We start from the raw sequence: 24,693 nt of genomic DNA, 5'->3' as shown, positions 1-24,693 counted from the left end.
GGTCTGGATTCGAGGTGCCCCGATGCCTGCACAATCAACGACCCCACCCAAAATCGCCATCAGCGCCTGCCTGATGGGGGCCGAGGTGCGCTACAACGGCGGGCACAAGACGTCACGGCTGTGCAGCCACATCCTTTCCGATTATTTCGATTTCGTCCCGGTGTGCCCGGAAGTTGCCATCGGCCTGGGTATCCCTCGCGAACCGATCCGCCTGGTCGGCAACCCTGAACATCCGCAGGCGGTCGGCACGGTCAACCCTGAAAACAACGTCACCCGGCCGCTGGCCGAATATGCTCGGAAAATGGCTTTGGAACTGGGCGACATCTGCGGCTATATCTTCATGCAGAAATCCCCTTCGTGCGGTCTGGAGCGGGTCAAGGTCTACCACGCCAACGGCGCGCCGGTGGACGGCGGTAGCCGTGGCATTTACGCCCGGACCTTCTGCGCGCTGCATCCCGATTTGCCGGTGGAGGAAGAAGGCCGGCTCAACGATCCGGTGCTGCGGGAAAACTTCCTTACCCGCGTATTCGCCTACAGCGCCTGGCAGCAGTTGCTGCAAACCGGCCTGACCCGGCGCGGCCTAACGGATTTTCACTCGCGCTACAAATACCTGTTAATGGCCCACAACCCGGTGCAATACAAAACCCTGGGAAACCTGCTCGGCAACATGGGCCGGACCGCCCCTGAAGTCATCGGCCCGCGCTATTTCAGCGAGCTGATGGCGGCCTTGAAAAAATGCGCCACGCGCCGCACCCACACCAACGTCCTGCAACACCTCAGCGGCTATCTCAAACAGGCCATCAGCACTGAAGACAAACAGGAAGTGCAGCATGTGATCAGCCAGTATCGTCACGGCATCGTGCCGCTGGTGGTACCGCTGACGTTGCTCAAACACTACTTTCGCCAGCACCCGGATCCATACATTGCGCAACAGGTTTACCTGCAACCGCACCCGGAAAACCTCAGCCTGCGAAACGCAATCTAATGAAAACCCCACCGGACACCAGCGCCAGCGAAGACCTCGGCACCGACTTCAAAAAGGCCCTGGACGCAGGCTGGCTGCCCATCCGTGAAGTGGCCCGGCAGACCGGGGTCAACGCTGTCACCTTGCGCGCCTGGGAACGGCGCTATGGGCTGATCGTGCCTCAGCGTACTCCCAAGGGGCATCGGCTGTTCTGTGCCGAACACGTTCAACGCATCCTGACGATCCTCACCTGGCTCAATCGCGGCGTGGCGGTCGGTCAGGTCAAGCAACTGCTCGACACGCCTCAGGTACTTGCCGAGCCCGTCGGAAACGATTGGCTGGTGTTGCGCCAGACACTGCTACAAGCCGTTACCCAACTGGCCGAACGCACCCTCGATGACACCGTGAACCAGGCGATGGCGCTGTATCCGCCACGCACCTTGTGTGAACACCTGTTGATGCCGTGGCTGGCGGAACTGGAACAACGCTGGCAAGGCCAGTTCGGCGCGCAGATGGAGCGGGTGTTTGTCTATTCCTGGTTGCGCAGCAAATTCGGCGCGAGGATTTACCACAACAACCGCCAGTTACGTACCGCGCCGCTGTTGCTGATCAATCAATCGGACCTGCCTCTGGAACCTCATCTATGGCTCACCGCCTGGCTGATCAGCAGCACCGATTGCCCGGTGGAAGTTTTCGACTGGCCACTCCCGGCCGGCGAACTGACGCTGGCGGTCGATCACCTGCAAGCCCGCGGCGTCCTGCTGTATTCCAGCAAAGCCATGAATCTTGCAAAATTGTCGAAACTTTTGAATGGCGTCAGTTGCCCAAAAATGATCGCCGGACCAACGGTGTGCATCCACCACGCCGATTTGTCCGCAAAAAACACCGCCATTGCTGATTTGATCCTGGCCGATAACCCGTTATCGGCCCATCTGGACCTGATACAGCGCGGGCTCATTTAATGGCGCTTTTTTGATGAATCGTACGGATACGACCATGCAATTGATCTGGCTGCGCAGCGACCTGCGTCTACACGACAACACCGCCCTCTCGGCCGCCGCAGCCCGTGGCCCGTGTGTGGCGGTGTATTTGCCGAGCCCGCAGCAGTGGCTTGCGCACGACGACGCGCCGTGCAAAGTGGACTTCTGGTTGCGCAACCTCGCCGAATTACGACGCGCGCTGGACGCCCTGAACATCCCGCTACTGATTCGCCAGGCGTCCCGCTGGGATGAAGCGCCCAAGGTTCTGCTCGAACTGTGCCAGCAGCTGAAGATCGACGCGGTGCACGTCAACGAGGAATACGGCATTCATGAGACCCGCCGTGATGCGGCGGTGGCCCAAGCGCTGAAAGCCCGGGGCATCGACTTTTACAGCCACCTCGATCAGCTGCTGTTCAAGCCAGGCACCGTGCTCACCAGAACCGGAACCTACTTCCAGGTCTTCAGCCAGTTTCGCAAGGTCTGCTACGAACGCCTGCACGCTTCATTGCCCGGATTGGTCGCTGCACCCGCCCTTCAGGCTCCATTGGATATCAGCAGCGACGAACCGCCCTCCCGTGTCGAGGGTTTCGATTCTCCCAACGACAGCTTGCGTGCCCTCTGGCCAGCCGGTGAAACCGAAGCCCGGCGCCGCCTCGACACCTTTGTCGACGCCCAGATCGACTATTACCACAGCGAACGCGACTTCCCGGCAAAGCCCGGCACCAGCCAGCTCTCGGCCTATCTCACCGCCGGGGTGATTTCCCCTCGTCAGTGCCTGCACGCCGCGTTGCGAAGCAATCAGGGCGAGTTCGAAAGCGGCAAGGTCGGCGCCATCACCTGGATCAACGAGCTGCTGTGGCGCGAGTTCTACAAACACATATTGGTGGGCTACCCCCGTGTATCCCGGCACCGCGCCTTCCGGCCGGAAACCGAAGCCCTGGTCTGGCGTGACGCCCCGCAAGAACTCAAGGCCTGGCAGCAAGGCCGCACTGGCCTGCCGATCATCGATGCCGCCATGCGCCAATTGCTGGAAACCGGCTGGATGCACAACCGTCTGCGCATGGTGGTGGCGATGTTCCTGACCAAGAACCTGTTGATCGACTGGCGTGAGGGCGAGCGCTTCTTCATGCGGCACCTGATTGATGGCGACCTGGCGGCGAACAATGGTGGCTGGCAGTGGAGTTCGTCCACCGGCACTGATTCGGCGCCCTACTTCCGGATTTTCAACCCGCTGAGCCAGTCGGAAAAGTTCGATGCACAAGGGGTGTTCATCAAGCACTGGTTGCCGGAGCTCAACGAAATGAACAATAAAGACCTGCACAATCTGGCCAATCTCGGCGGATTGTTCGGCGTGAGGGGCTATCCGTCACCTATCGTCAATCTGAGCACTTCCCGTGAACGGGCCCTGGCCGCGTTCAAAAACCTGCCATCACGACAGGGTTTATCGCCACCGTCATTAAATTGATGCTGCAGCGTTGCGTCATGAACACGGAATTGAGCCAGGGAAATATTGGGTAAATAAGGGGATTGGGATGAGTCGTACACCTCCAAGGCGATACTGGTTGACCGGCGCCAGCAACGGTATTGGTGCTGTGCTGGCTGAAGAAATACTGAAAACCGGGGCTCATCTGGCGGCCAGCTCCCGCTCGGTGGCATCACTGATATCCCTGTCTGAGCGCTATCCCGGTCAAGTGCTGGTGGTCGCGGGCGATTTGACCAACAGCCAAAGGGTGCGCGAAATCGGTGAGCAGATTGCGCAGGAATGGGGCTCTCTGGACACCATGATCCTTAACGCAGGCACCTGCGAATACGTCGACGCCAATCAGCTCGATTCGTCAATCATCGAGCACATCATGCGTACCAACTTGCTTGCCAGCAGTTATTGCATCGCAGCCGCCCGGCCTTTGCTGCAGGCGGGCACTGCGCCGCATCTGGTGGGCATTGCCAGTTCGGTGACCTGGTTACCCCTGCCGTGGGCCGAATCCTATGGCGATTCAAAGGCCGGGTTGCGTCATCTATTCGAATCATTGCGCATCGACATGACGCCGGAAAACATCGAAATGACCGTGGTCAGCCCAGGGCTTATCGATACGCCTCTGAACGACGGCGCCCCGATACATCTCGACTGGTCGGCAGGCCAAGCCGCGCGATACCTCCTCGACATGATCAAGAATCGTCCACTGGAATGCTCCTTGCCGGAGCTGCTCATGCCTGTTCTTTGGCCCCTGCCGCAACAACCCGACCGGGCGGGACTGGCAATCGACGAACAAGCGCGAAACAAGCCGCCGATCGAGGATCTGCCGTGAAGCCTGAGCGTCTGTCAGGCCTTTTACACAGCATGGGCCCACTGCCTTACACTGCGCGCCATGAAAACCATTCCCCACACGCAAGTCGCCGAGCCTGCGGTCACCTGCTCGACCTGCGCAGCCTGCTGCTGCCAGCTTGAAGTGATGCTGATCACTGACACCGGCGTGCCCGAACGTTTTATCGATACCGATGATTGGGGTGGTGAAGTCATGCTGCGACTGGATGACGGCTGGTGCGCCGCACTGGATCGCAACAGCATGATGTGCACCATCTATGAAAAGCGTCCGCTGATCTGCCGGGAGTTCGAAATGGGCGCACCGGAATGCATCACCGAACGCCAGGGGATTGCGACGGCGTATCGGTGAGATCGCAGTCACCCGATGCCATGTGAGAGCCCCCGCCACAGGTAGCTCCCACATCTAAAACACTGCAGGCTTACAACGGCATCGTGTAATGCAATGCGTAGCTTTCTACACCGTCGTTCGGATTACTGATCCCGGCATTGGAGTAGTGGGTGGCGCGAATCCCGACTTCATGTCCGCCGGCAAAGCGCAGACCAAACCCGAAACGGTCTTCGAACTGAAAGGCACTGCCGAGCTTGTTATCTTCGTATTCGGTGTTGGCAAACACCGCGATACCGATACCCGCTTCGACGTAGGGCTTGATGGTCTGACCGGCAAACTCGTACACCAGTACCGGCGAGAACGACAAACTGTGATTGCTCGCCGTTTTGTCGCCTTCCCAGTAGGTGTAAGCGCCGCTCCAGTAGCCGGTCAAGCGGCCAACATCACTCTGCAACCAGCTCTTGTCCCAATCGAACTGCATGCCCAGTCGGTAGGTCATGGTCGAATCGCTGGTCTGGCCGACCCCGAACTCCACCCCTGCCGCCTGCGCGGTAAAACTGTGCCCCATCAATGCGGTCGCAATCGCGGCCAAACAGAATAGTCGCTTCATTAGAAACATCCTTTTCCGAACAATTTAGTATGATTTTTATGCTGCAAAACAAACAAAGCTATAGAAGTCACCGTTTAATCAGAAGCTCACCCCAATTATTCGTTTGCTACGCGTCTCTACTTTTCGAAGCTTCGCACAACCCCAGACATATTCCACAGGATCGGCAAGATATTTCTGAAATGTTCTGGGTCCGCACTCGACCAGAACTGTGCGGGGCGAGCAGGCCCCTCGGCCAGCAATTCACGCTCGGCCAGCAGACGCTGGAGCTGCCGCGCCACAGCGGCACCCGTATCGATCAAGCTGATGCTTTGCGGGAGCATCTGCCTTAGCAGTGGCTTTAAAAAGGGATAATGGGTACAGCCCAGAATGATCGTATCTGCACCTGCAGCCAGCAGCGGCTCGACATACCCTTGCAGCAACTGACGCAATGTCTCGCTGTGCAGATCGCCATTTTCAATCAGCTCCACCAGCCCGGGGCACGGCTGAGTAATCACCCGTACATCGGTGGCGAAACGATCGAGCAAGGCAGCAAACTTGGCACTCTGCAAAGTACCGGTGGTGGCGAGCACGCCGACCACACCGCTGCGCGTCGCCGCAGCGGCCGGTTTGACCGCAGGCTCCATGCCGACGATAGGCCACTCGGGGTAATCGCGCCGCAAGTCCGCAACGCCGGCCACCGTCGCGGTGTTGCAAGCCAGCACCAGCGCCTTGGCGCCTTGCTGCTGAAAGAACTGCGCCATGACACTGCAACGCTGGCGGATGAATGCCGGGGTTTTCTCGCCGTAGGGAATATTCCCGCAATCGCCGAAGTACAACAGAGACTCGTTGGGCAGCAACTGCTGGATCTCGGCCAGCACGGAGAGTCCACCGACGCCGGAATCGAACACAGCAATCGGCGCTTCACGCATGGCGCGACCCGCAGACGCTGCAGCCCGGATCACGCTTGACCCGCAATTCACGGAAGCGTGAGCCCAAGGCATCGATCAATAACAGGCGCCCCACCAGCGGCTCGCCGAACCCCACCAGCAGTTTCAGCGCTTCCAGTGCCTGGAGGCTGCCGACCAACCCGACCAAAGGACCGACGACGCCCGCCTCGCTGCAGGTCAACTCGGCCTCGCTGCCGTGCCCGTATAAACAGTGGTAGCACGGGCTCTCTGGACGACGCGGGTCGAACACCGACAATTGCCCTTCCAGACGAATCGCCGCACCGCTGACCAGCGGCTTGCGCGCGGCCACACACGCAGCGTTGACCGCCTCGCGGGTGGAAAAATTGTCGGAACAGTCCAGCACCAGATCCACCGCAGCAACAGCGGCGGCCAGCGAATCCTCGTCCAATGCAGTGCGATGGGCGATCAGCTGAATCTCTGGATTGATCGCGGTCAGGCGACGGATCGCCGAATCGACCTTGCTCAGGCCGACGCTGTCGGTGTCATGAACGATCTGGCGTTGCAGATTGGTCAGGTCGACCGTGTCGAAGTCCGCCAGATGCAACTCACCGACACCGGCCGCGGCCAGGTACAGCGCAACCGGCGAACCTAGGCCACCGAGACCGATAATCAGCACACGGCTTTCCTTGAGCCGTAACTGGCCGTCGATGTCGACGTGTTGCAGCAGAATCTGCCGGCTGTATCGCAGCAACTCCTGATCATTCAGCACGGCAAGCGCCCCAGACTGATGCGTTGGTGACCGCCCAGATCGGTGCGGCTATGGACTTCTTCAAAGCCGCGGGTCAGCAGCAAATCGCACACTGCGCAGGCTTGATCGTAACCGTGTTCGAGCATCAACCAGCCACCCGCTTCAAGATAATCCGGTGCCTGGGCGACGATCAGACGCAAATCGTCGAGCCCATCGACACCCGCCACCAAGGCACTGGCCGGCTCAAAGCGTACGTCGCCCTCTACCAGATGCGGATCGGTCGAAGCGATGTAGGGCGGATTGCTGATGATCAGTTGAAAACGCTGGCCTTCCAGGGCACTGAACCAATGACTGCTCAACACCGTGGCATTGCTCAGGTTCAAGCGCTGACGATTGCGCTCGGCCAGGGCCACGGCTTCCAGCACGCGATCCACGGCGGTGACCTTCCAGGCCGGACGCTCGCTGGCCAGCGCCAAGGCGATGGCACCACTGCCGGTGCCCAGATCGAGCACCTTGGCTGGGGTGGCCGGCAACAGTTCCAACGCCGCTTCCACCAGCAATTCAGTGTCGGGACGCGGAATCAGCGTGTGGGGCGCGACTTCCAGGTCGAGCTTCCAGAAGCCTTGCTGACCCAGAATATAGGCCACTGGCTCACCGCTGCGGCGGCGCTGCAAATACTCGGCAAACTTCAGTGCCGCTTCGCTCGGGACGATACGCTCAGGCCAGGTGTGCAGAAAGCTGCGGGACTTGCCCAAGGCCGCCGCCAACAGCAATTCGGCATCCAGACGCGCGGTGGGCGAATCAGGCAAATCGGCGGCGCGCAGCAAGCTGGCAATGATCGTCATTTACTCACCTATCGCTGCCAATTGATCGGCCTGGTACTCGGCCAGCAACGGTTCGATCACCGCATCCACGCCGCCCGCAAGAATTTCGTCGAGCGAATACAGCGTCAGGTTGACCCGATGGTCGGTGACCCGGCCCTGGGCGAAGTTGTAGGTACGGATCCGCTCGGAGCGGTCACCGGAACCGACCAGCAATTTACGCTCGCTGGCGATGGCATTGGCCGCGGCACTGGTCTGCTGGTCGTTGAGCTTGGCCGACAGCCAGGACATCGCCCGGGCGCGGTTCTTGTGCTGGGAACGTTCTTCCTGGCACTCGACGACAATACCGGACGGCAAGTGCGTGATACGAATCGCCGAGTCGGTCTTGTTGACGTGCTGACCACCGGCACCGGAGGAGCGATAGGTGTCGACCCGCAGATCCGCCGGGTTGATCTCAATGGCTTCCTGCTCATCCGGCTCGGGCAATACCGCCACGGTGCAGGCCGAGGTGTGGATACGACCTTGGGATTCAGTGGCCGGAACCCGCTGCACACGGTGCGCACCGGATTCGAACTTCAGTTTGCCGTAGACGTTCTCGCCTTCGACACGGGCGATAACTTCTTTATAGCCACCGTGTTCGCCTTCGTTCTCCGAGAGAATCTCTACCCGCCAGCCACGCCGCTCGGCGTAACGCGAATACATGCGGAACAGGTCGCCGGAGAAAATCGCCGCCTCGTCACCACCGGTGCCCGCGCGGATTTCCAGGAACACGTTACGACCGTCGTTCGGATCCTTGGGCAGCAGCATGCGTTGCAGGCTGGCTTCGAGCTCGATCAATCGTTCCTTGGCTTCGCGGACTTCTTCCACGGCCATTTCACGCATGTCCGGGTCGCTGTCCTTGAGCAGTGCCTGTGCGCCTTCGAGGTCGCCCTGCACTTTAAGCAGCTGTTTATAGGTGTCGACGATCGGCTCGACCTCCGCGTATTCCTTGGAATAGGTGCGGAATTTGTTCTGATCGGAAATGACTTCGCCATCGCCAAGCAGGGCGGTCAATTCCTCGAAACGGTCCTGGAGGATGTCCAGCTTATTGAGCAGTGACGCTTTCATTGCGGTTTCTTATCCGAAAAGCTATCCGATGAGCCCTCACCGAGGGCAAAGAGTTCCTGGGCCATGGCCAGCGCATCGAGGCGGCCTTCGGCAGAGAGCTTTTTCAATTGCACGCTCGGGGCATGCAAGAGTTTGTTGGTCAGCCCACGGGCCAGTTGCACCAGCACGTCCTCGGCACTGCTGCCGTTGGCGAGCATACGCTGGGCCTTCTGCAATTCTTCGTCGCGCAGGCGCTCGCTTTGTTGACGATAAGCCTTGAGCACATCCACCGCCGCCAGTTCGCGCAGGCGAACCATGAAATCTTCGGCACCGACCGACACCATCTCTTCGGCCGCCTGAGCGGCGCCCTGACGGCTCTTGAGGTTTTCGGCGACCACTTCGTGGAGATCGTCGACGCTATACAGATAAACGTCATCCAACTCGCCGACTTCCGGCTCGATATCCCGAGGGACTGCGATATCCACCATGAAAATCGGCTTGTGCTTACGCAATTTCAAGGCGCTTTCCACCGCGCCTTTACCGAGAATAGGCAACTGGCTGGCGGTGGAGCTGATGACGATGTCGCTGCGCACCAGTTCTGTCGGGATGTCCGAGAGCAACACCGCATGGGCGCCAAACTGCTCGGCCAGGGTGCTTGCGCGCTCCAGGGTGCGGTTGGCGACCACGATTCGCTTCACGCCCAGCTCATGCAGATGGCGGGCGACCAGGGTGATGGTCTCGCCGGCGCCGATCAACAAGGCCTGGCTGCGTTGCAAATCACTGAAAATCTGTTTCGCCAGGCTGACCGCGGCAAACGCCACGGACACCGGGTTTTCACCGATGGCGGTGTCGGTTCGCACCTGTTTGGCCGCATTGAACGTGGCCTGGAACAAACGCCCGAGTAGCGGACCAATGGTGCCCGCCTCGCGAGCCACGGCGTAGGCCGATTTCATCTGGCCGAGAATCTGTGGTTCACCCAACACCAGCGAATCGAGCCCGGAGGCGACCCGCATCATGTGGCGAACTGCCGCATCATCTTCATGCACATAAGCGCTCGCACGCAGCTCATCGAGGCTCAAATGATGATAATCGGCCAGCCAGCGCAGCACGATGTCAGCCGAAAGGTGATCCTGTTCTATATACAGTTCACTGCGATTGCAGGTGGAGAGGATCGCAGCTTCGCGGCTGTCGGTGAGTCGGCAGAGCTGCTGCAAGGCCTCAACCAGCTGCTCAGGGGTAAAGGCCACGCGCTCGCGGACGTCTACTGAAGCAGTCTTGTGGTTAATACCGAGTGCAAGGAAGGCCATTCAAGGTCGCTGATGGTGACGTGAAGCCGACAATTGTCCTACTTCGACAGAGCCAGAACAACCACTCGATATCTATCGTCCCGGTTGACGCTGCCGAAGCTGCGATCCGTTCTCGTTTACACCGGCACCGGGCCTGCCGGGATTGCGTATGCGGGTAAATTGGCCGGGCGGTTATGTTTGGCCGAAGGCTTGTGTCATGATGATCCGACCGCAGGTTAGTCGTCCTCTTCCTATATGAATAGATCTTCCGCGTTGCTCCTCGCTTTTGTCTTCCTCAGCGGCTGCCAGGCCTTGGCACCCGTTTCGTCGGACGGTACGCCGCCGGTCGAAGACAGCACTCCGGCGCCTGAAAAGCCCAAGGTTTACAGCTCGTTCAGCGAAGAAACTGTCTTCAGCCTGTTGAGCGCCGAACTGGCTGGCCAGCGCAATCGTTACGACATTGCCCTGGACAACTACGTGACCCAGGCTATCAATACCCAGGATCCGGGCATCTCCGAGCGGGCATTTCGCATTGCCGAATACCTGGGCGCCGATCAAGCGGCCCTCGACACTTCGCTGATCTGGGCAAAAAACGCCCCGAACGATCTCGAGGCGCAACGGGCGGCGGCCGTGCAACTCGCCCGTGCGGCGTTACGACGACTCCATGGCTTATATGGAAAAAGTCCTGCAAGGCAAAGGCGACACTCATTTCGACTTCCTCGCCCTGTCTGCGGCCGATACCGACCAGGAAACCCGCAACGGCCTGATGAAAGGTTTTGACCGTTTGTTGCAGCGCCACCCGCACAACAACCAGCTGATTTTCGGCAAGGCCTTGCTGTTGCAACAGGATGGCGACGCCAAAGGCGCGCTGACCCTGCTCGAAGACAACCCGCCGGAAGAAGGCGAAATAGCGCCGATTCTGCTGCGCGCGCGCCTGCTGCAAGGGCTCAACCGTGGCGGTGAAGCCTTGCCGTTACTGCAAAAAAGCATCAAGAAATACCCGGACGACAAACGCCTGCGCCTGACCTACGCGCGCACGCTGGTCGAACAGGACCGCATGGACGACGCCAAGGTCGAGTTCTCGAGCCTGGTGCAGCAATACCCGGAAGACGACGAACTGCGTTATTCGTTGGCTCTGGTCTGCCTGGAAGCCAAGGCCTGGAACGAGGCAAAAGGTTATCTGGAAGACTTGATCGCCAGGGAAAGCCACGTCGACTCGGCGCATCTGAACCTTGGGCGTATCGCGGAAGAGCGTAACGACCCCCAGGGCGCGCTGATCGAGTACGCCCAGGTCAGGCCGGGCAACGATTACCTGCCAGCGCAATTGCGTCAGGCCGATATTCTGATGAACAACGGCAGGACCGCCGAAGCCCAAAGCCGTCTGGCGGCCCAGCGCGACGAGCAACCCGATTATGCGATCCAGTTGTACCTGATCGAAGTCGAAACCTTGTCGGCCAACAGACAGGGCGACAAGGCCTGGAACGTCTTGCAGCAAGCCCTGCAGAAATTCCCGGATGATTTGAATCTGCTGTATACCCGAGCCATGCAGGCGGAAAAACGTAATGACCTGGCGCAGATGGAAAAAGACCTGCGACTGATCATCAAACGTGACCCGGACAATGCGATGGCGTTGAATGCCCTCGGCTACACCCTGTCCGACCGCACCACGCGTTACGCCGAAGCCAAGGCCCTGATCGAACAGGCGCACCAGTTGAACCCGGAAGACCCGGCCGTTCTCGACAGCCTCGGCTGGGTGAATTTCCGCCTGGGCAACCTCGATGAGGCCGAGCGCTATTTGCGCCAGGCACTGGAGCGCTTCCCTGATCAGGAAGTTGCCGCTCATCTGGGCGAAGTCCTGTGGGCCAATGGCAAACAACGCGAAGCCAAACAAGTCTGGAGCAAGTTCCTCAAGGAGCAGCCCGACAGTCCTACCCTGCGCAGTACCATCAAGCGCCTGACCGGATCAGAGACTCTTTAAAATTATGTTTTTGCGCCACATTATCGTTTTCAGCTTCATCGCCCTGCTCGCCGGTTGCGCGGGCTTCAGCGCCCGTGAATCGGTCGGGGGACACGGTAACCCGGCCCAATGGCGCGAGCACAAACAACAACTGAGCAGCCTCGACGGCTGGCAGATCAACGGCAAGATCGGTATCCGCGCGCCAAAAGATTCGGGCAGCGGCACCCTGTTCTGGCTGCAACGCCAGGATTACTACGACATCCGCCTCTCCGGCCCGCTGGGTCGCGGCGCGGCCCGCTTGACCGGGCGCCCCGGCAAAGTCTCGCTGGAAGTGGCCAATCAGGGCCGTTATGACGCGTCGACTCCGGAAGCCCTGGTCGAAGAGCAACTGGGCTGGAAATTACCGGTGTCCCATCTGGCGTGGTGGGTTCGCGGTCTCCCGGCCCCGGACAGCAAAAGTCGTCTGACCCTGGACGTCGACAGCCGCCTGGCCAATCTCGAACAGGATGGCTGGCAGGTCGAGTACCTCAGTTATGCCGAGCAAAACGGCTATTGGCTGCCCGAGCGGATCAAACTGCACGGCACCGACCTTGATGTCACGCTGGTGATCAAGGACTGGCAACCGCGCAAACTGGGGCAGTGAAGATGACTGCCCCACGCCTGACTCTGCCCTCGCCCGCCAAACTCAACTTGATGCTGCATATCCTCGGCCGCCGTGAAGACGGTTACCACGAGTTGCAGACGATTTTTCAGTTTCTCGATTACGGCGATGAAATCACCTTCGCCGTTCGCGACGATGGCGTGATTCGGTTGCACACCGAATTCGCCGACGTCCCTCACGACAGCAACCTGATTGTCAAAGCCGCGAAAAAACTCCAGGAGCAATCCGGTTGTTCGCTGGGCATCGACATCTGGATCGAAAAAATCCTGCCCATGGGCGGTGGAATCGGTGGCGGCAGTTCGAATGCGGCGACCACGTTGCTGGGCCTCAATCATCTTTGGCAACTGCGCTGGGATGACGACAGGCTGGCCGCGCTGGGTCTGACACTTGGCGCCGACGTCCCGGTTTTCGTGCGTGGCCACGCGGCTTTCGCCGAGGGCGTGGGGGAGAAACTCACGCCTGTAGAACCCGAGGAACCGTGGTATCTGGTGCTTGTGCCGCAAGTATCTGTAAGTACAGCAGAAATTTTTTCAGATCCGCTGTTGACACGTAACACTCCTCCCATTAAAGTGCGCCCCGTTCCCAAGGGAAACAGTCGAAATGACTGCTTACCGGTGGTAGCAAGACGTTATCCAGAGGTACGTAACGCCTTGAATTTGCTAGGTAAATTTACCGAAGCAAAACTCACCGGAACTGGAAGTTGTGTGTTTGGGGGCTTCCCAAGCAAAGCTGAAGCTGATAAAGTCTCGGCCCTTCTTACAGAGACCCTTACAGGGTTTGTAGCAAAAGGAAGCAACGTTTCGATGTTGCATCGCAAGCTGCAAAGTCTGCTCTAAAAGGAATCGGGTACTGGGTACTCGTAGCAACAGATACAGGGGCGTCGCCAAGCGGTAAGGCAGCAGGTTTTGATCCTGCCATGCGTTGGTTCGAATCCAGCCGCCCCTGCCATTTTCCTATACTCATCCAGGTTACCCTCAGCCTTCAGGTACTGCGCGTGTCCAAGATGATGGTCTTTACGGGGAACGCTAACCCCGATCTGGCTCGGCGTGTCGTACGTCAGCTGCATATCCCTCTCGGTGACATCTCTGTCGGTAAGTTTTCCGACGGCGAAATTACAGCCGAGATCAATGAAAACGTCCGCGGTAAGGATGTCTTCATTATTCAGCCGACTTGCGCTCCGACCAACGATAACCTGATGGAACTGGTAGTGATGGCTGATGCCTTCCGCCGCTCCTCGGCTACTCGTATCACTGCTGTTATTCCTTACTTTGGTTATGCCCGTCAGGATCGCCGTCCGCGTTCCGCACGTGTGGCTATCAGCGCGAAAGTCGTTGCTGACATGCTTACCGTAGTCGGCATCGACCGTGTTCTCACGGTTGATCTGCATGCTGACCAAATCCAGGGTTTCTTCGATATTCCGGTAGATAACATCTACGGCTCCCCGGTACTGGTGGATGACATTGAAGATCAGCGCTTCGAAAACCTGATGATCGTGTCCCCGGACATTGGCGGCGTCGTGCGTGCACGGGCTGTTGCCAAATCCCTGGGCGTGGATCTCGGGATCATCGACAAACGCCGTGAGAAAGCCAATCACTCTGAAGTGATGCATATCATCGGTGATGTCGAAGGGCGTACCTGTATTCTGGTCGATGACATGGTCGATACCGCCGGCACTCTGTGTCACGCGGCCAAGGCCTTGAAAGAGCATGGCGCTGCCAAGGTTTTCGCCTACTGCACGCACCCTGTGCTGTCGGGTCGGGCGATCGAAAACATTGAAAATTCCGTGCTGGACGAGCTGGTGGTGACGAACACCATCCCGCTGTCCGCTGCAGCACAAGCCTGTGCGCGTATCCGCCAACTGGATATCGCACCGGTAGTTGCCGAGGCGGTCCGCCGCATCAGCAATGAAGAATCGATCAGCGCGATGTTCCGTTAAGGGCCCTGCCCTTTTCATTACATCCTGTTGACGAAAAGCGCCCCGCCCCGGCATTCATGTCGGGGCGGGGCTTTTTTGCCCATATCGCCTTTAGCGCTGGTCGCAAACGCTGGGGCGAATGTGGTTATTTTGGAGATACAACATGAACGATTTTACTCTGAATGCTGAAGTGCGTTCCGACCTGGGGAAAGGTGCGAGCCGCCGCCTGCGTCGTCTCGCAAGCCTGGTTCCAGCTGTAGTTTACGGTGGCGAAAAAGCCCCTGAATCCATCAGCATGCTGGCTAAAGAAGTTGCCAAACTGCTCGAAAACGAAGCGGCTTACAGCCACATCATCGAGCTGAACGTTGGCGGCACCAAGCAAAACGTAATCATCAAGGCTCTGCAGCGTCACCCGGCCAAAGGCCACGTGATGCACGCTGACTTCGTACGCGTAGTTGCTGGCCAAAAGCTGACCGCTATCGTTCCAGTGCACTTCATCAACGAAGCTGCTCCGGTGAAGAAAGGCGGCGAGATTTCGCACGTTGTTGCTGAAATCGAAGTGTCCTGCCTGCCGAAAGACCTGCCTGAATTCATCGAAGTTGACCTGGCTAACGCCGAAGTCGGCTCGATCATTCACCTGTCCGACATCAGCGCTCCTAAAGGCGTTGAATTTGTTGCTCTGGCTCACGGTAACGACCTGGCTGTTGCCAACGTTCACGCTCCACGTGTTGCTCCAGAAGCTGCAGAAGGCGCTGCAGAGTAATTTCACTCTGTACGCCGGAGTGACCGGAAACATCGCGGACTAGAGCGTAGCGAGAAAGCGGGCGAGAACGCGGAGTTTACATAATGGTAAATGAGCACTTGTCGTCCACTTTCGCCGCACTCCCTGATGGCGGCGATGTTATCCACCACTTCAAGGAAGGGCCCCTATCGTGACTGCCATCAAACTGATCGTTGGCCTGGGAAATCCAGGCGCTGAATACGAACAGACCCGGCATAACGCAGGGGCCCTTTTTGTTGAGCGCATCGCGCAGGCACAGGGTGTCAACCTTGTGGCCGATCGCAAATATTTCGGCCTGACCGGGCGCTATTCGCATCAGGGTCAGGATGTTCGTCTACTGATTCCCACCACCTACATGAACCGCAGCGGCCAGGCCGTAGCGGCACTTGCCGGCTTCTTTCGCATAAAGCCGGAAGAAATTCTGGTGGCGCATGACGAACTCGACCTGCCTCCGGGCGTTGCCAAGCTCAAACAGGGCGGCGGCCATGGCGGTCATAACGGGTTGCGCGACATCATTGCGCAACTGGGCAATCAGAATACCTTTCACCGCCTGCGGCTTGGCATTGGCCACCCGGGCGTTGCCAGTATGGTTTCAAACTTCGTCCTGGGTCGTGCGCCACGCGCCGAACAGGAAAAACTCGATGCCAGCATCGACTTTGCCCTCGGCGTGCTGCCGGATATCCTCGCCGGGGAATGGAACCGCGCGATGAAAAACCTGCACAGCCAGAAGGCCTGACTCTTACCCGAGGGGAAACACCATGGGATTCAATTGCGGCATCGTCGGCCTGCCTAACGTCGGCAAGTCCACCCTGTTCAACGCCCTGACCAAGTCCGGGATCGCGGCCGAGAACTTCCCCTTCTGCACCATCGAGCCCAACAGCGGTATCGTGCCGATGCCGGATCCGCGCCTGGAAGCCTTGGCGGCCATCGTCAAGCCCAAGCGCATCCTGCCGACCACCATGGAATTCGTCGACATCGCAGGCCTGGTGGCCGGCGCCTCGAAAGGTGAAGGCCTGGGCAACAAGTTCCTCGCCAACATCCGCGAGACCGATGCCATTGCCCACGTGGTCCGCTGCTTCGAAGACGAGAACGTGATTCACGTCTCCAACAGCGTCGACCCGAAACGCGACATCGAAATCATCGACCTGGAACTGATCTTCGCCGACCTCGACAGCTGCGAGAAGCAACTGCAGAAAGTCGCTCGTAACGCCAAGGGCGGTGACAAGGACGCAGTGGTCCAGAAAGGCCTGCTGGAGCAGCTGATCGCCCACTTCACCCTGGGCAAGCCTGCGCGCAGCCTGATGAAAAACATGAGCACCGATGAGAAGCAGGTGATTCGCGGTTTCCACCTGCTGACCACCAAGCCAGTCATGTACATCGCCAACGTCGCTGAAGACGGTTTCGAAAACAACCCGCTGCTGGACGTGGTCAAGGCCATCGCCGAAGAAGAAGGCGCCGTGGTGGTTCCTGTCTGCAACAAGATCGAAGCCGAGATCGCCGAACTGGAAGACGGCGAAGAGAAAGACATGTTCCTCGAAGCCCTCGGCCTCGAAGAGCCTGGCCTGAACCGCGTAATCCGCGCCGGCTACGAAATGCTGCACCTGCAGACCTACTTCACCGCCGGTGTCGAAGAAGTCCGTGCCTGGACCGTCCGCGTCGGTGCTACCGCACCGCAAGCCGCCGGCGTGATCCACACCGACTTCGAAAAAGGCTTCATCCGCGCCGAAGTCATCGCCTACGACGACTTCATCCAGTACAAGGGCGAAGCCGGCACCAAAGAAGCCGGTAAATGGCGCCTGGAAGGCAAGGACTACATCGTTAAAGACGGCGACGTAATGCACTTCCGTTTCAACGTGTAGCGTTGTTGGAATCGAAGAAGCCGCGTTGATTCGCGGCTTTTTTTTGGGCGTTGTCTCGTCCTGAATAAGGTTTACACCTTCTGACTTATCTTCAGGAGGAACCAATGGATACGGGAAAAAGGCGCAGCCAACGTGATTACACGCTGGGCTTTAAATTGGCAGTCGTCGATCAGGTCGAAAAAGGCGAGTTGAGTTATAAAGAGGCTCAACGGCGCTATGGGATTCAGGGGCGGTCGACTGTGCTGGTGTGGTTACGCAAGCATGGGCGGCAGGACTGGAGCCAAGGCGCCTCTATTCGCACCCAGAGGAGCCGACCGATGGACGAACAAAGTTTGCCTCTGACGCCTGAGCAGCGAATCAAGGAGCTGGAGGAAAAGCTAGCCCTTGCCAATCAGAAAGCCCAATTCTTCGAAGCGGTGGTTGACGTGTTGAAGAACGATTACGGGGTTTCTATCGTAAAAAAGCGATCCGGCAAGTCCTCACCCAAGGGCAAGTCCAAGGCCTGAGCATTCAGAGGGCTTGCCAGTTTCTGGGTATATCCCGGCAGGCGTACTACAAACGAAACCGGGCTCATGACGCGCAAGCCAATCATGCTCAGAAAGTGCTGGGTTTTGTCCTGGAAACACGTCTTCAGATGCCCCGGTTGGGCACTCGTAAGCTGCATGGCCTTATGCAGGCGGAGCCTGAGCTGACGCAAACGGTAGGTCGAGATCGGCTATTCGATATCTTGCGAGACAATCGGCAACTGGTTCCTCGCAAGCGCGCCTATCACAAGACCACTGACAGCCATCATCGCTTCCGCCGACATCCGAATCGGTTAAAACCTGGCCCTGATCAAGTGACTGCTACGGGCCCCGAGCAGGTCTGGGTGGCGGACATCACCTATTTGCCGACCCAACAAAGCGTTGCCTATGTGAGCTTGGTGACCGATGCCTACTCTCGCAAAATCGTCGGCCATCACGTGCATGAAACCCTGCACACCGAATCGGTCATACAGGCAATGAACAAGGCTCTAAGGAACAGAAGAACGGATCAGGCGCTGGTGCACCACTCAGATCGCGGCTCGCAATACTGCTCTGATCTCTACCAGAAGTTGCATGCCAAACATGGAGTCAGGTGCTCCATGACCGACGGGTACGACTGTTATCAGAACGCTTTGGCGGAGCGTGTAAACGGGATCTTGAAGACAGAGTTTCTGCTTCACCGACCTAGAGATCTGGCCGAGGCGATTCGAATGGTCGACGAGTCGATAAGCATCTACAACAGCAAACGTCCGCACCTATCGTTGAAATGCAAAACGCCCGATGCGGTGCATCGGGCGTTTTGAGGGTGAAACAGGTGTAAACCTATTTCAGGACTAGACACGTTATATCGACCTGCTATGCGCGACTAGAACAGATAGCCCATGTAGATCGCGGCGCCTCCACCGGCCTGCACACCAGCGTTCATGCCGGCCATGACCACCGCCCTCTTGGCCGACTGCAGCAACTGCCGGTTGACCGTGGAGGAGGCAATGGGAACAAATGTCCCTGGCGCCGCCTGACACCATGCTGAACTATTACGGAGTCCCGTTTCTTCCATGCAGGAGGTAGCCAGGTCGACGACTCAACCGTTCGTAATAGGCACTTACAGCAGGAAAGTCTGGATGATCGAGCGGTGTTTCAAACCATCGGTTAACCGACAGGCCTATCGGTATGTCTGCGAGAGAAAAACCGTCTTCACTGATGTAGGCTCCTGTTGATTCGAGTTGTCGATTCAGGATCTCCATGTGCCTTGACCACAGGCTGCAAGCGGCTGCCAAGGCTCTGCTGTCCTGATGGTCAGGCGAATGCCTGACCAACGACATGAAGGCATACGTCCACGATCTGTTGAGGTCCGACGCTTGCCAGTCTATCCATTGGTCCACCCGCGCTCTTGCTCTCGGTTGGACCGGGTAAAAATGACCTCCGTTATAGCGAGACGCCAAATACCGAATGATCGAGTTTGACTCCCAGAGCACGAAGTCGTCGTCCAGGATCACCGGCACCGTTGCGTTGGGGTTCAGCGAAATGAATTTGGGCGTGCGCGTCGACTTGAAACCAGCCCCCCAATCCTCTCGCTCAAAGGGGATTTCGATCTCGGCGCATGCCCAAAGCACCTTTCGTACATTGATCGACGATGCCTTACCCAATATGCGCAACATTTCATGTCCTTATCGTTCAGGGTGGTTGGTCAGGGGCTTTCGATAACCCGCTCGGATCTTTTTCTAGTGCGCCTGGCGCGATGCACAGGGGCCGCTCTCAAATCCGGGTGACGCAGGTTTACCGCGCCGCGCCAACCGCAAACAGCCCGGTTCAGCGCCGCCCTTCTACGGCCATGCGCACGGCCAGCTCGCGAGGACCGTCCCCGTCCCCATCAGCCAGCGTTGCACGATCTGCCACACGGGCCTGCTACGATGGCGCCAGCCATGACGGCAATCAGCGCGTTGACGCTCACGCTAATGACGATCTGTGTAAAACCAAGCACGATGGATTGCACCAGCATACTGCCGTGGTCGGCGTGTTGGACTTGACCGCTTGCCAGGCAAGGTAGAGCAGATAGCGCGCGCAGCCGAGTCGCAGCGCGTCATACGCATAGGGAACCGCCAAGACCAAGGCTGCGATAGTAGGGTGGTCAAAGGGGGAACGTTAGATACAGATTGACTGACAAAACGTCATACAGCGGTCGCAGCACTGGGTATCCGCTCCCTGGGAATACGTTCGACTTCAACGTGAGCAATGGCTTGCCCCAATAGCGCATCCAAACACTCTGACGCAGTCAGCCGCGTGCATTATGGATGAGGGCTTTCGGTCAGGAACCGCCTGTTGTGACAGGCCAAACAACACCCTGTCGCGGCAGCGGGGGGCTTGGGCCTTGTCGCGCTACAGTTCTGCTGCGAAGGTCTTGGCTTTCTTCGGCGTGACACCGTACCGTTGCTTGTAGACCTTGATGAAGTGGGAGGTATTTTCATATCCCACCTCCGCAGCCGCGTCGGTGACGGAATAATTTTTAGCCGTCAACAGCTGATGCGCGATGTCGACTTTTTTTTCGATGATCCAGCGGTTCGGGGTGGTGTTGTAGCTGCGCCTGAAGTCGCGGATAAAGGTCGACACGCTGCGTCCCGTCAGCAGGGCATAATCTTCAATCTTCAGCTTGTGCGAATAGTACTGCTCCATGAAGTCGGTGATGAGGCGGCGTTTGCGGCTGCCGCCGCAGGACAGCTCGCGCAGGAAACGGAAGGACTTGTCCTGGATGGCGATCAGGTGCAGTAGTTCGAGCAGTTTCAATTCCAGCAGCGCGTCGGAGCCCTCCGCGCCCTTGTAGACATAATTCAGCGAATCGATATAGCGCTGAATCTGTTCATTGGCGTGCAGGGTATAAGTGCCGTGCACGTTTTTCTGCAGGACGTCCGTATGCGAATTACCTGTGCCGGCCGCACGCGACAGGTATTTGGCGATCAGCTTGTCGTCGAAAAACAGCAGCACCGCCTCGAAGATATCGTTGCCAGTGACGTAGTCCGATACCGTGTAAATGCCTTTGGAGAGGAAAATCAAATGATTCTCGTCGACGACATTGGCCATGGCGTCATAGTCGCGAATAATCTGCTTGCCCTGCTTGATGTAGACGATCAACGGCGTGGCGATATAGATCGCCTTGTTTTCCAGGTTCGTTTCAAGCGTTTTATGGAGGATGGACGAGCTACCGTCAGCGAGGATTGGCTTTACGTTGCGCATCGAATAAAGCGCCGTCGGTACTACTTCGAGTGTCATTGCTATGGCTTCTCAACAAATTGGCCGCCCCATTTGGACAGGACGGTATCCAGCAGCGCGACATGCTGCTGCCCAAGCGTGTAGGACGTTCGGGACGGAAGAGGATATCCAGGAAAATAGCAGAAAATACATAACAGCAAATAGCGCGTGTATGCCCGAGATGGCGCCGGAGGCGCAGCCGGACTCGCCGCACGCGCCCTGCCGCTGACGTTACGGCATCAAACTTCGCTGAAGTAGCCGCTGACCGGCGCACTGCTCAGATGCTCGACGATGACGCTCCACTGACCGCTCGAGATCATCTGGTCGACGTGGGTGCCGTGCATTTCACGCGAATCCCAGGCTTCCACTAGCGTGAACGCGAGTGGATCCTCCAAGTGGTTGAGGATCTTGACCGTTTGGCAACCGTCCACCTTCGGCAGATTGATCTTCACGTCGTTCATGATGTCCTTGAACGATTGCAGCTTTTCTTCTTTTACATTAAAGCTGATGACGAGATTGACGGACATATTACTTCTCCAGTTGGATTTGAATACAAAATACATCGTCGATTACAGGAACCGTAGATTGACGAGGCGGCCAAACAAAATGCGCAGGATACGAAAAGAATGTTCAGGCTTTCATTTGCTGTTCCGTTCCCGTATCTAACATGGCCAAGCCGACCAGCGAAACCACTAAGTTCTTGATCCATTGCTTGACCTCGACTGCATCAATAAAATCTTTTCCTTTCACATGACGCACAGCGCTAGCCCAAAACCCTCTTTCGTTAGAGATCATTATGTAAATTCCTTTTTGGTGCAGATTCGACATGGCGCAAAGAATTCGCTATGGAAGCAACTACTATATATATAGTTAAAAAATGAAAATGATTAAAAATGATTAAAAATGCACGATTCCAGTCACTCTTGCGTTTTTCTTGCGCGACGGCCGATGGCATGCGCCGCCTGCGGGAACGGGTCCGTGATTCACTCTCTGGATGACTTATCTACAGGAAGCGGGACAAACCGCGCATCAAGACCTGAAAAAAGAGTAGCCAACATTAAAGTGTATACGGGGGTGACTATATTTCTGATTCCAGCGCAAACATCCCTTCAGCCACGGCCCCTGCAGCCTCGACTTCCGGTTTAACGTGTAAAGAGGAACCGTGGTTTTCCACGGACCTCGATAGACACAAAATCCCCGTAATCACTCGCTGATACGGGGATTTTGCATATTGGGACACCCCCCCTCCTCCATCCGTAGCCTGTCCGGTAACGCGGGAACGCTGCCCAGTTATGCAAGAATAGTTTTATTGGCAATCACTACAGGGATGAAGAGCATGCCATTTCCTTTCGAGTGTCTCCTGGTTTTGCTTGATGGCATTGCCATCAGGTCCCAGATCATCGCCGGACTTGAACACCTGGAAAAACATACCTCAGGCTTGCCGCTTCAGGTCGCCAGCGTTTTCGTGCAGTGGGCACACAGGAATTTCAACAAGTGAGCCTGGTTATAACCAAAGACGCCTCTTTCGCCTATCAGGCGGTGTACCGCTATCTGGTCGAGCTGATCGAAACCGCCAATTCGGAACGTGAACAGAAATTGCCGTCCTTGCGGCAACTGGCCCGGCGCCTGAATGTGTCGGTGTCGACGACCAAGTACGCCTATTCGCTTCTCGAAGACGAGGGACGGATCTATGCCAAACCCAAGTTCGGTTATTTCACCAAGGCGATGCCGGCCCCCTTATTGAACGAGGGCTCGCCCAATCTGCTGGACAGCGTATTCTCCAACGCGCGCCAGCCGGGGATGCTGGCCCTGAGCAGCGACGCGCCGGCGATGTTGTTGTCGCTGGAAAACCCGTTGTTGATGATGGAGCGCGAACTGGCCCGGCAATACCCGCGCTCCCATGCGCCACTCTATCAGCCGTTCGGCGAGCCCGAGTTACGCGGCGCCCTGGCCGACCGCTACACCCGTTCCACTCACAGCTACTGGCAGGCCGAGCACGTGTTTATCGGCTCGGACCTGCGCAGTGTGCTGGAGTTGTCCCTCAGCGCCTTGAATCTGGGGGGCACTGTGGCGCTGGTGGAGTCGCCTTGCTCATGGGCGATCCTGCGTCAGCTGCAGGCAGCAAAGATTCGCGTGATCGAAGTCCCGCTCGGCGAGGATGGACGCTTCGATCTGTCCACGCTCAGTGAGTTGCTCAGGCGTGAGCCCATTCGGCTGGCGGTGCTGTCGTCGACCGTGAATATTCCCCAAGGCAAGCTGATGCCGGCGCAGGATAAACAGCAAATCTGTCGCTGGCTGGCGGAGCGGGATGTCTGGCTGTTCGAAAACGACAGCTATGGCGAGTTCTATTTCTCTCCCAAACCCGCGCGCTATCGCGATTTTGCCGATCCGGAAAAGCTGCTGGTGTTCTCAACCTTCGACAAGATCATCGGCTCGGAAGCGCCCTATGGTTATGTACTGTGTCGCCGACACGGGCCTCAGTTGCATCGGCTATTTCTGGAACGGGCATTTCGTCTGTCGCCGATCCGTCAGAAAGCGATCGCCAAACTCTTCAGCTCCAAGCGCATCGACCAGCATCTAATGGTGCTGCGGGCCATGCTGCTGGACCGGATGAAACGGATGGAGGCCTTGCTGGAGGCGCACGGCGATGGCCAGTTACGGGTTGTCGCCCCGCAAGGCGGAGCGACCTTCTGGCTCGAGGCCAGACACTCGGTGGACATGCGGCGGGTGTTCGAGCGCTTGCTGGCCCAGCGCATCGTTATCGCCCCCGGGGAAATATTCAGCCAGCAGGGGGCCTGGCGGCATCACGTGCGCCTGAGCTACACCCTCGACTGGAGCAAGGATATTCCCCTGGCCCTGAAGAAACTGGCCCAGGCTATCAGCGAAGAACCATAGCTATGCCTAGAGCCCATAGCAATGCCGCGATTCAGGGAAGCGGCCATCGCGCACCTCTTCGGCAAAACGCTCACAAGCGCCGCGAATCACCGCGCCGACATCAGCGTACTGCTTGACGAAGCGCGGCACCTGTTCACCGCCCAGACCCAGCACGTCCTCGGTCACCAGCACCTGGCCGTCACAGGCCGGTGAGGCGCCAATGCCGATGGTGGGCATTTTCGAATCCAGGGTAATTTGCCGGGCCACGCCTTCGGCCACCCCCTCGAGCAGCAGACTGAAGGCACCGGCTTCGAGGTTGGCCCGAGCGTCCTCGGCAATCATCGCACCGGCTTCGGCGGTCAGGCCCTGGGCCTTGAACCCTCCCATGACATTGACGAACTGCGGCATCAGCCCGACGTGGGCCATGACCGGAATACCGCGTGCCACCAGAAACTCGACGGTACCCGCCAAGGCCTTGTTGGCTTCCAGCTTGACGGCATCGCAACCGGTGCGCGCCAGGACCTGCGCGCAATTGCGAAAGGCCTGTTCGTTAGATTCCTGATAGCTGCCGAAAGGCATGTCGGCGATGACGCAAGACAGGCGCGTGCTGTCGACCACGGCCCGGGTGTGTCCGATGATTTCTTCGAGCTGCATACTCAGCGTCGAGGCCCGACCATAGCCGACCATAGCAGTAGAGTCACCGACCAGAATGAAATCGACGATTGGGTCTATCAACCTGGCAATAGAGCTGGAGTACGCCGTAAGGGATACGATTTTCTGTTGGCCCTTCATCGCGACCAGTTGCGGAACCGTCAATCGTTTAGTACGGGTATGAGCGCTCATAAG

General features: G+C 58.0%; 25 protein-coding genes, 1 tRNA gene and 2 pseudogenes. 16 read left to right on the top strand and 12 right to left on the bottom strand.

The genetic code is table 11. From position 1 onward, the window contains the following. Positions 1–22 precede the first annotated feature (22 nt). The 5 genes from LOY28_RS04330 to LOY28_RS04310 all read left to right on the top strand — a co-directional run bounded on the left by LOY28_RS04330 (position 23) and on the right by LOY28_RS04310 (position 4,616). Positions 23–985: a DUF523 and DUF1722 domain-containing protein gene (locus tag LOY28_RS04330; protein WP_018929581.1), complete on the top strand. Its 963-nt coding sequence runs from the start codon at positions 23–25 to the stop codon at positions 983–985. Continuing rightward, a complete protein-coding gene (locus LOY28_RS04325) occupies positions 985–1,926 on the top strand; it encodes a MerR family transcriptional regulator (protein ID WP_258613129.1) in 942 nt (313 codons plus the stop codon). The genes LOY28_RS04330 and LOY28_RS04325 overlap by 1 nt, the downstream gene beginning before the upstream one ends. Before the next feature lie 34 nt (positions 1,927–1,960). Further along, positions 1,961–3,409, top strand: a complete 1,449-nt coding sequence (phrB, locus tag LOY28_RS04320; RefSeq protein ID WP_064616182.1) for a deoxyribodipyrimidine photo-lyase — start codon at positions 1,961–1,963, stop codon at positions 3,407–3,409. Positions 3,410–3,476: 67 nt separating this feature from the next. Further along, on the top strand, positions 3,477–4,250 hold the full coding sequence (locus LOY28_RS04315) for an SDR family oxidoreductase (protein WP_026286680.1): 774 nt from the start codon (positions 3,477–3,479) through the stop codon (positions 4,248–4,250). Positions 4,251–4,310: 60 nt separating this feature from the next. Next, positions 4,311–4,616, top strand: coding sequence for a YkgJ family cysteine cluster protein (locus LOY28_RS04310; RefSeq protein WP_018929577.1), 306 nt, complete (start codon positions 4,311–4,313; stop codon positions 4,614–4,616). A 70-nt stretch (positions 4,617–4,686) separates the two neighbouring features. Here LOY28_RS04310 and LOY28_RS04305 read toward each other — a convergent pair whose 3' ends face one another. The 6 genes from LOY28_RS04305 to hemA form a co-directional block, all read right to left on the bottom strand. After that, positions 4,687–5,205, bottom strand: coding sequence for an acyloxyacyl hydrolase (locus LOY28_RS04305; protein ID WP_018929576.1), 519 nt, complete (start codon positions 5,203–5,205; stop codon positions 4,687–4,689). A gap of 116 nt (positions 5,206–5,321) precedes the next feature. Continuing rightward, the gene (gene murI / locus LOY28_RS04300) at positions 5,322–6,113 is read right to left on the bottom strand and encodes a glutamate racemase (RefSeq protein ID WP_018929575.1); all 792 of its coding nucleotides are present in this window, start codon (positions 6,111–6,113) and stop codon (positions 5,322–5,324) included. Continuing rightward, the gene (locus LOY28_RS04295; RefSeq protein ID WP_018929574.1) at positions 6,106–6,861 is read right to left on the bottom strand and encodes a molybdopterin-synthase adenylyltransferase MoeB; all 756 of its coding nucleotides are present in this window, start codon (positions 6,859–6,861) and stop codon (positions 6,106–6,108) included. Before LOY28_RS04295 ends, murI begins: the two co-directional genes overlap by 8 nt. Next, the gene (prmC, locus tag LOY28_RS04290) at positions 6,855–7,685 is read right to left on the bottom strand and encodes a peptide chain release factor N(5)-glutamine methyltransferase (RefSeq protein WP_018929573.1); all 831 of its coding nucleotides are present in this window, start codon (positions 7,683–7,685) and stop codon (positions 6,855–6,857) included. Before prmC ends, LOY28_RS04295 begins: the two co-directional genes overlap by 7 nt. After that, the gene (gene prfA / locus LOY28_RS04285; protein WP_007939759.1) at positions 7,686–8,768 is read right to left on the bottom strand and encodes a peptide chain release factor 1; all 1,083 of its coding nucleotides are present in this window, start codon (positions 8,766–8,768) and stop codon (positions 7,686–7,688) included. Beyond that, entirely contained in the window at positions 8,765–10,054 is a 1,290-nt protein-coding gene (hemA, locus tag LOY28_RS04280) for a glutamyl-tRNA reductase (RefSeq protein WP_007939757.1), read from the bottom strand. The genes prfA and hemA overlap by 4 nt, the downstream gene beginning before the upstream one ends. A 234-nt stretch (positions 10,055–10,288) precedes the next feature. Between hemA and LOY28_RS04275 the strand changes: the two are divergent. The 9 genes and pseudogenes from LOY28_RS04275 (at position 10,289) to LOY28_RS04235 (ending at position 18,533) form a co-directional block, all read left to right on the top strand. Then, a pseudogene (locus LOY28_RS04275) lies at positions 10,289–12,011 on the top strand (tetratricopeptide repeat protein). Positions 12,012–12,015: 4 nt separating this feature from the next. After that, positions 12,016–12,633, top strand: a complete 618-nt coding sequence (lolB, locus tag LOY28_RS04270) for a lipoprotein insertase outer membrane protein LolB (RefSeq protein ID WP_018929569.1) — start codon at positions 12,016–12,018, stop codon at positions 12,631–12,633. A 2-nt stretch (positions 12,634–12,635) separates the two neighbouring features. Then, positions 12,636–13,487, top strand: a complete 852-nt coding sequence (gene ispE / locus LOY28_RS04265; RefSeq protein ID WP_258613128.1) for a 4-(cytidine 5'-diphospho)-2-C-methyl-D-erythritol kinase — start codon at positions 12,636–12,638, stop codon at positions 13,485–13,487. A gap of 37 nt (positions 13,488–13,524) precedes the next feature. Next, positions 13,525–13,599, top strand: a tRNA-Gln gene (locus LOY28_RS04260). Between the two features lie 46 nt (positions 13,600–13,645). After that, positions 13,646–14,587 (top strand): ribose-phosphate pyrophosphokinase, encoded by a 942-nt coding sequence (locus LOY28_RS04255; protein WP_003171603.1) that lies wholly within the window; start codon positions 13,646–13,648, stop codon positions 14,585–14,587. A gap of 142 nt (positions 14,588–14,729) precedes the next feature. Continuing rightward, entirely contained in the window at positions 14,730–15,329 is a 600-nt protein-coding gene (locus LOY28_RS04250; protein WP_018929567.1) for a 50S ribosomal protein L25/general stress protein Ctc, read from the top strand. A 169-nt stretch (positions 15,330–15,498) separates the two neighbouring features. Beyond that, a complete protein-coding gene (pth, locus tag LOY28_RS04245; protein ID WP_008074178.1) occupies positions 15,499–16,083 on the top strand; it encodes an aminoacyl-tRNA hydrolase in 585 nt (194 codons plus the stop codon). A gap of 22 nt (positions 16,084–16,105) precedes the next feature. Further along, entirely contained in the window at positions 16,106–17,206 is a 1,101-nt protein-coding gene (gene ychF, locus LOY28_RS04240; RefSeq protein WP_018929566.1) for a redox-regulated ATPase YchF, read from the top strand. A gap of 104 nt (positions 17,207–17,310) precedes the next feature. Beyond that, positions 17,311–18,533 (top strand): IS3 family transposase gene (locus LOY28_RS04235; protein WP_258612894.1). Its coding sequence is split into 2 segments (ribosomal slippage): positions 17,311–17,662 and positions 17,662–18,533, totalling 1,224 coding nucleotides; the frame shifts between segments, so codons are not numbered across the junction. Between the two features lie 231 nt (positions 18,534–18,764). On the opposite strand, the gene LOY28_RS04230 is transcribed toward LOY28_RS04235, so the two are convergent. The 5 genes and pseudogenes from LOY28_RS04230 to LOY28_RS04210 form a co-directional block, all read right to left on the bottom strand. Further along, positions 18,765–19,388: a glutathione S-transferase family protein gene (locus tag LOY28_RS04230; RefSeq protein WP_086946018.1), complete on the bottom strand. Its 624-nt coding sequence runs from the start codon at positions 19,386–19,388 to the stop codon at positions 18,765–18,767. Positions 19,389–19,539: 151 nt separating this feature from the next. Further along, positions 19,540–19,848, bottom strand: a pseudogene (locus LOY28_RS04225) (LysE family translocator); the annotation flags it as partial. 258 nt (positions 19,849–20,106) lie between these two features. After that, entirely contained in the window at positions 20,107–20,994 is an 888-nt protein-coding gene (locus LOY28_RS04220; protein WP_258613127.1) for an AraC family transcriptional regulator, read from the bottom strand. A gap of 218 nt (positions 20,995–21,212) precedes the next feature. Next, positions 21,213–21,500, bottom strand: coding sequence for a putative quinol monooxygenase (locus LOY28_RS04215; protein WP_018929562.1), 288 nt, complete (start codon positions 21,498–21,500; stop codon positions 21,213–21,215). Between the two features lie 103 nt (positions 21,501–21,603). Then, positions 21,604–21,768 (bottom strand): hypothetical protein, encoded by a 165-nt coding sequence (locus tag LOY28_RS04210; protein WP_258613126.1) that lies wholly within the window; start codon positions 21,766–21,768, stop codon positions 21,604–21,606. Positions 21,769–22,309: 541 nt separating this feature from the next. Between LOY28_RS04210 and LOY28_RS04205 the strand changes: the two genes are divergently transcribed. Together LOY28_RS04205 and LOY28_RS04200 are read left to right on the top strand one after the other, a co-directional pair. Beyond that, positions 22,310–22,471, top strand: coding sequence for a hypothetical protein (locus LOY28_RS04205; RefSeq protein WP_018929560.1), 162 nt, complete (start codon positions 22,310–22,312; stop codon positions 22,469–22,471). Further along, positions 22,468–23,868, top strand: a complete 1,401-nt coding sequence (locus tag LOY28_RS04200; protein ID WP_408981029.1) for a PLP-dependent aminotransferase family protein — start codon at positions 22,468–22,470, stop codon at positions 23,866–23,868. Before LOY28_RS04205 ends, LOY28_RS04200 begins: the two co-directional genes overlap by 4 nt. A 6-nt stretch (positions 23,869–23,874) precedes the next feature. Here the strand turns inward: LOY28_RS04200 and panB are convergent, their stop codons facing one another. Then, positions 23,875–24,690, bottom strand: a complete 816-nt coding sequence (panB, locus tag LOY28_RS04195) for a 3-methyl-2-oxobutanoate hydroxymethyltransferase (RefSeq protein WP_018929558.1) — start codon at positions 24,688–24,690, stop codon at positions 23,875–23,877. Between the last annotated feature and the right edge of the window lie 3 nt (positions 24,691–24,693).

It is taken from the genome of Pseudomonas sp. B21-017 (genome assembly GCF_024749245.1).
In the GTDB taxonomy this organism is placed as follows: Bacteria; Pseudomonadota; Gammaproteobacteria; order Pseudomonadales; family Pseudomonadaceae; genus Aquipseudomonas.
The sequence above is the reverse complement of the archived record's forward strand: the minus strand, read 5'-3'. Positions and strand labels throughout refer to the sequence as shown.

What these genes read in the sequence shown, in the direction of transcription:
- LOY28_RS04330 (WP_018929581.1), top strand. Translation starts at nt 23, where the DNA reads ATGCCTGCACAATCAACGACCCCACCCAAAATCGCCATCAGCGCCTGC.
- LOY28_RS04325 (WP_258613129.1), top strand. Translation starts at nt 985, where the DNA reads ATGAAAACCCCACCGGACACCAGCGCCAGCGAAGACCTCGGCACCGAC.
- phrB (WP_064616182.1), top strand. Translation starts at nt 1,961, where the DNA reads ATGCAATTGATCTGGCTGCGCAGCGACCTGCGTCTACACGACAACACC.
- LOY28_RS04315 (WP_026286680.1), top strand. Translation starts at nt 3,477, where the DNA reads ATGAGTCGTACACCTCCAAGGCGATACTGGTTGACCGGCGCCAGCAAC.
- LOY28_RS04310 (WP_018929577.1), top strand. Translation starts at nt 4,311, where the DNA reads ATGAAAACCATTCCCCACACGCAAGTCGCCGAGCCTGCGGTCACCTGC.
- LOY28_RS04305 (WP_018929576.1), bottom strand. Translation starts at nt 5,205, where the DNA reads ATGAAGCGACTATTCTGTTTGGCCGCGATTGCGACCGCATTGATGGGG.
- murI (WP_018929575.1), bottom strand. Translation starts at nt 6,113, where the DNA reads ATGCGTGAAGCGCCGATTGCTGTGTTCGATTCCGGCGTCGGTGGACTC.
- prmC (WP_018929573.1), bottom strand. Translation starts at nt 7,685, where the DNA reads ATGACGATCATTGCCAGCTTGCTGCGCGCCGCCGATTTGCCTGATTCG.
- prfA (WP_007939759.1), bottom strand. Translation starts at nt 8,768, where the DNA reads ATGAAAGCGTCACTGCTCAATAAGCTGGACATCCTCCAGGACCGTTTC.
- hemA (WP_007939757.1), bottom strand. Translation starts at nt 10,054, where the DNA reads ATGGCCTTCCTTGCACTCGGTATTAACCACAAGACTGCTTCAGTAGAC.
- lolB (WP_018929569.1), top strand. Translation starts at nt 12,016, where the DNA reads ATGTTTTTGCGCCACATTATCGTTTTCAGCTTCATCGCCCTGCTCGCC.
- ispE (WP_258613128.1), top strand. Translation starts at nt 12,636, where the DNA reads ATGACTGCCCCACGCCTGACTCTGCCCTCGCCCGCCAAACTCAACTTG.
- LOY28_RS04250 (WP_018929567.1), top strand. Translation starts at nt 14,730, where the DNA reads ATGAACGATTTTACTCTGAATGCTGAAGTGCGTTCCGACCTGGGGAAA.
- ychF (WP_018929566.1), top strand. Translation starts at nt 16,106, where the DNA reads ATGGGATTCAATTGCGGCATCGTCGGCCTGCCTAACGTCGGCAAGTCC.
- LOY28_RS04230 (WP_086946018.1), bottom strand. Translation starts at nt 19,388, where the DNA reads ATGTTGCGCATATTGGGTAAGGCATCGTCGATCAATGTACGAAAGGTG.
- LOY28_RS04220 (WP_258613127.1), bottom strand. Translation starts at nt 20,994, where the DNA reads ATGACACTCGAAGTAGTACCGACGGCGCTTTATTCGATGCGCAACGTA.
- LOY28_RS04215 (WP_018929562.1), bottom strand. Translation starts at nt 21,500, where the DNA reads ATGTCCGTCAATCTCGTCATCAGCTTTAATGTAAAAGAAGAAAAGCTG.
- LOY28_RS04210 (WP_258613126.1), bottom strand. Translation starts at nt 21,768, where the DNA reads ATGATCTCTAACGAAAGAGGGTTTTGGGCTAGCGCTGTGCGTCATGTG.
- LOY28_RS04205 (WP_018929560.1), top strand. Translation starts at nt 22,310, where the DNA reads ATGCCATTTCCTTTCGAGTGTCTCCTGGTTTTGCTTGATGGCATTGCC.
- panB (WP_018929558.1), bottom strand. Translation starts at nt 24,690, where the DNA reads ATGAGCGCTCATACCCGTACTAAACGATTGACGGTTCCGCAACTGGTC.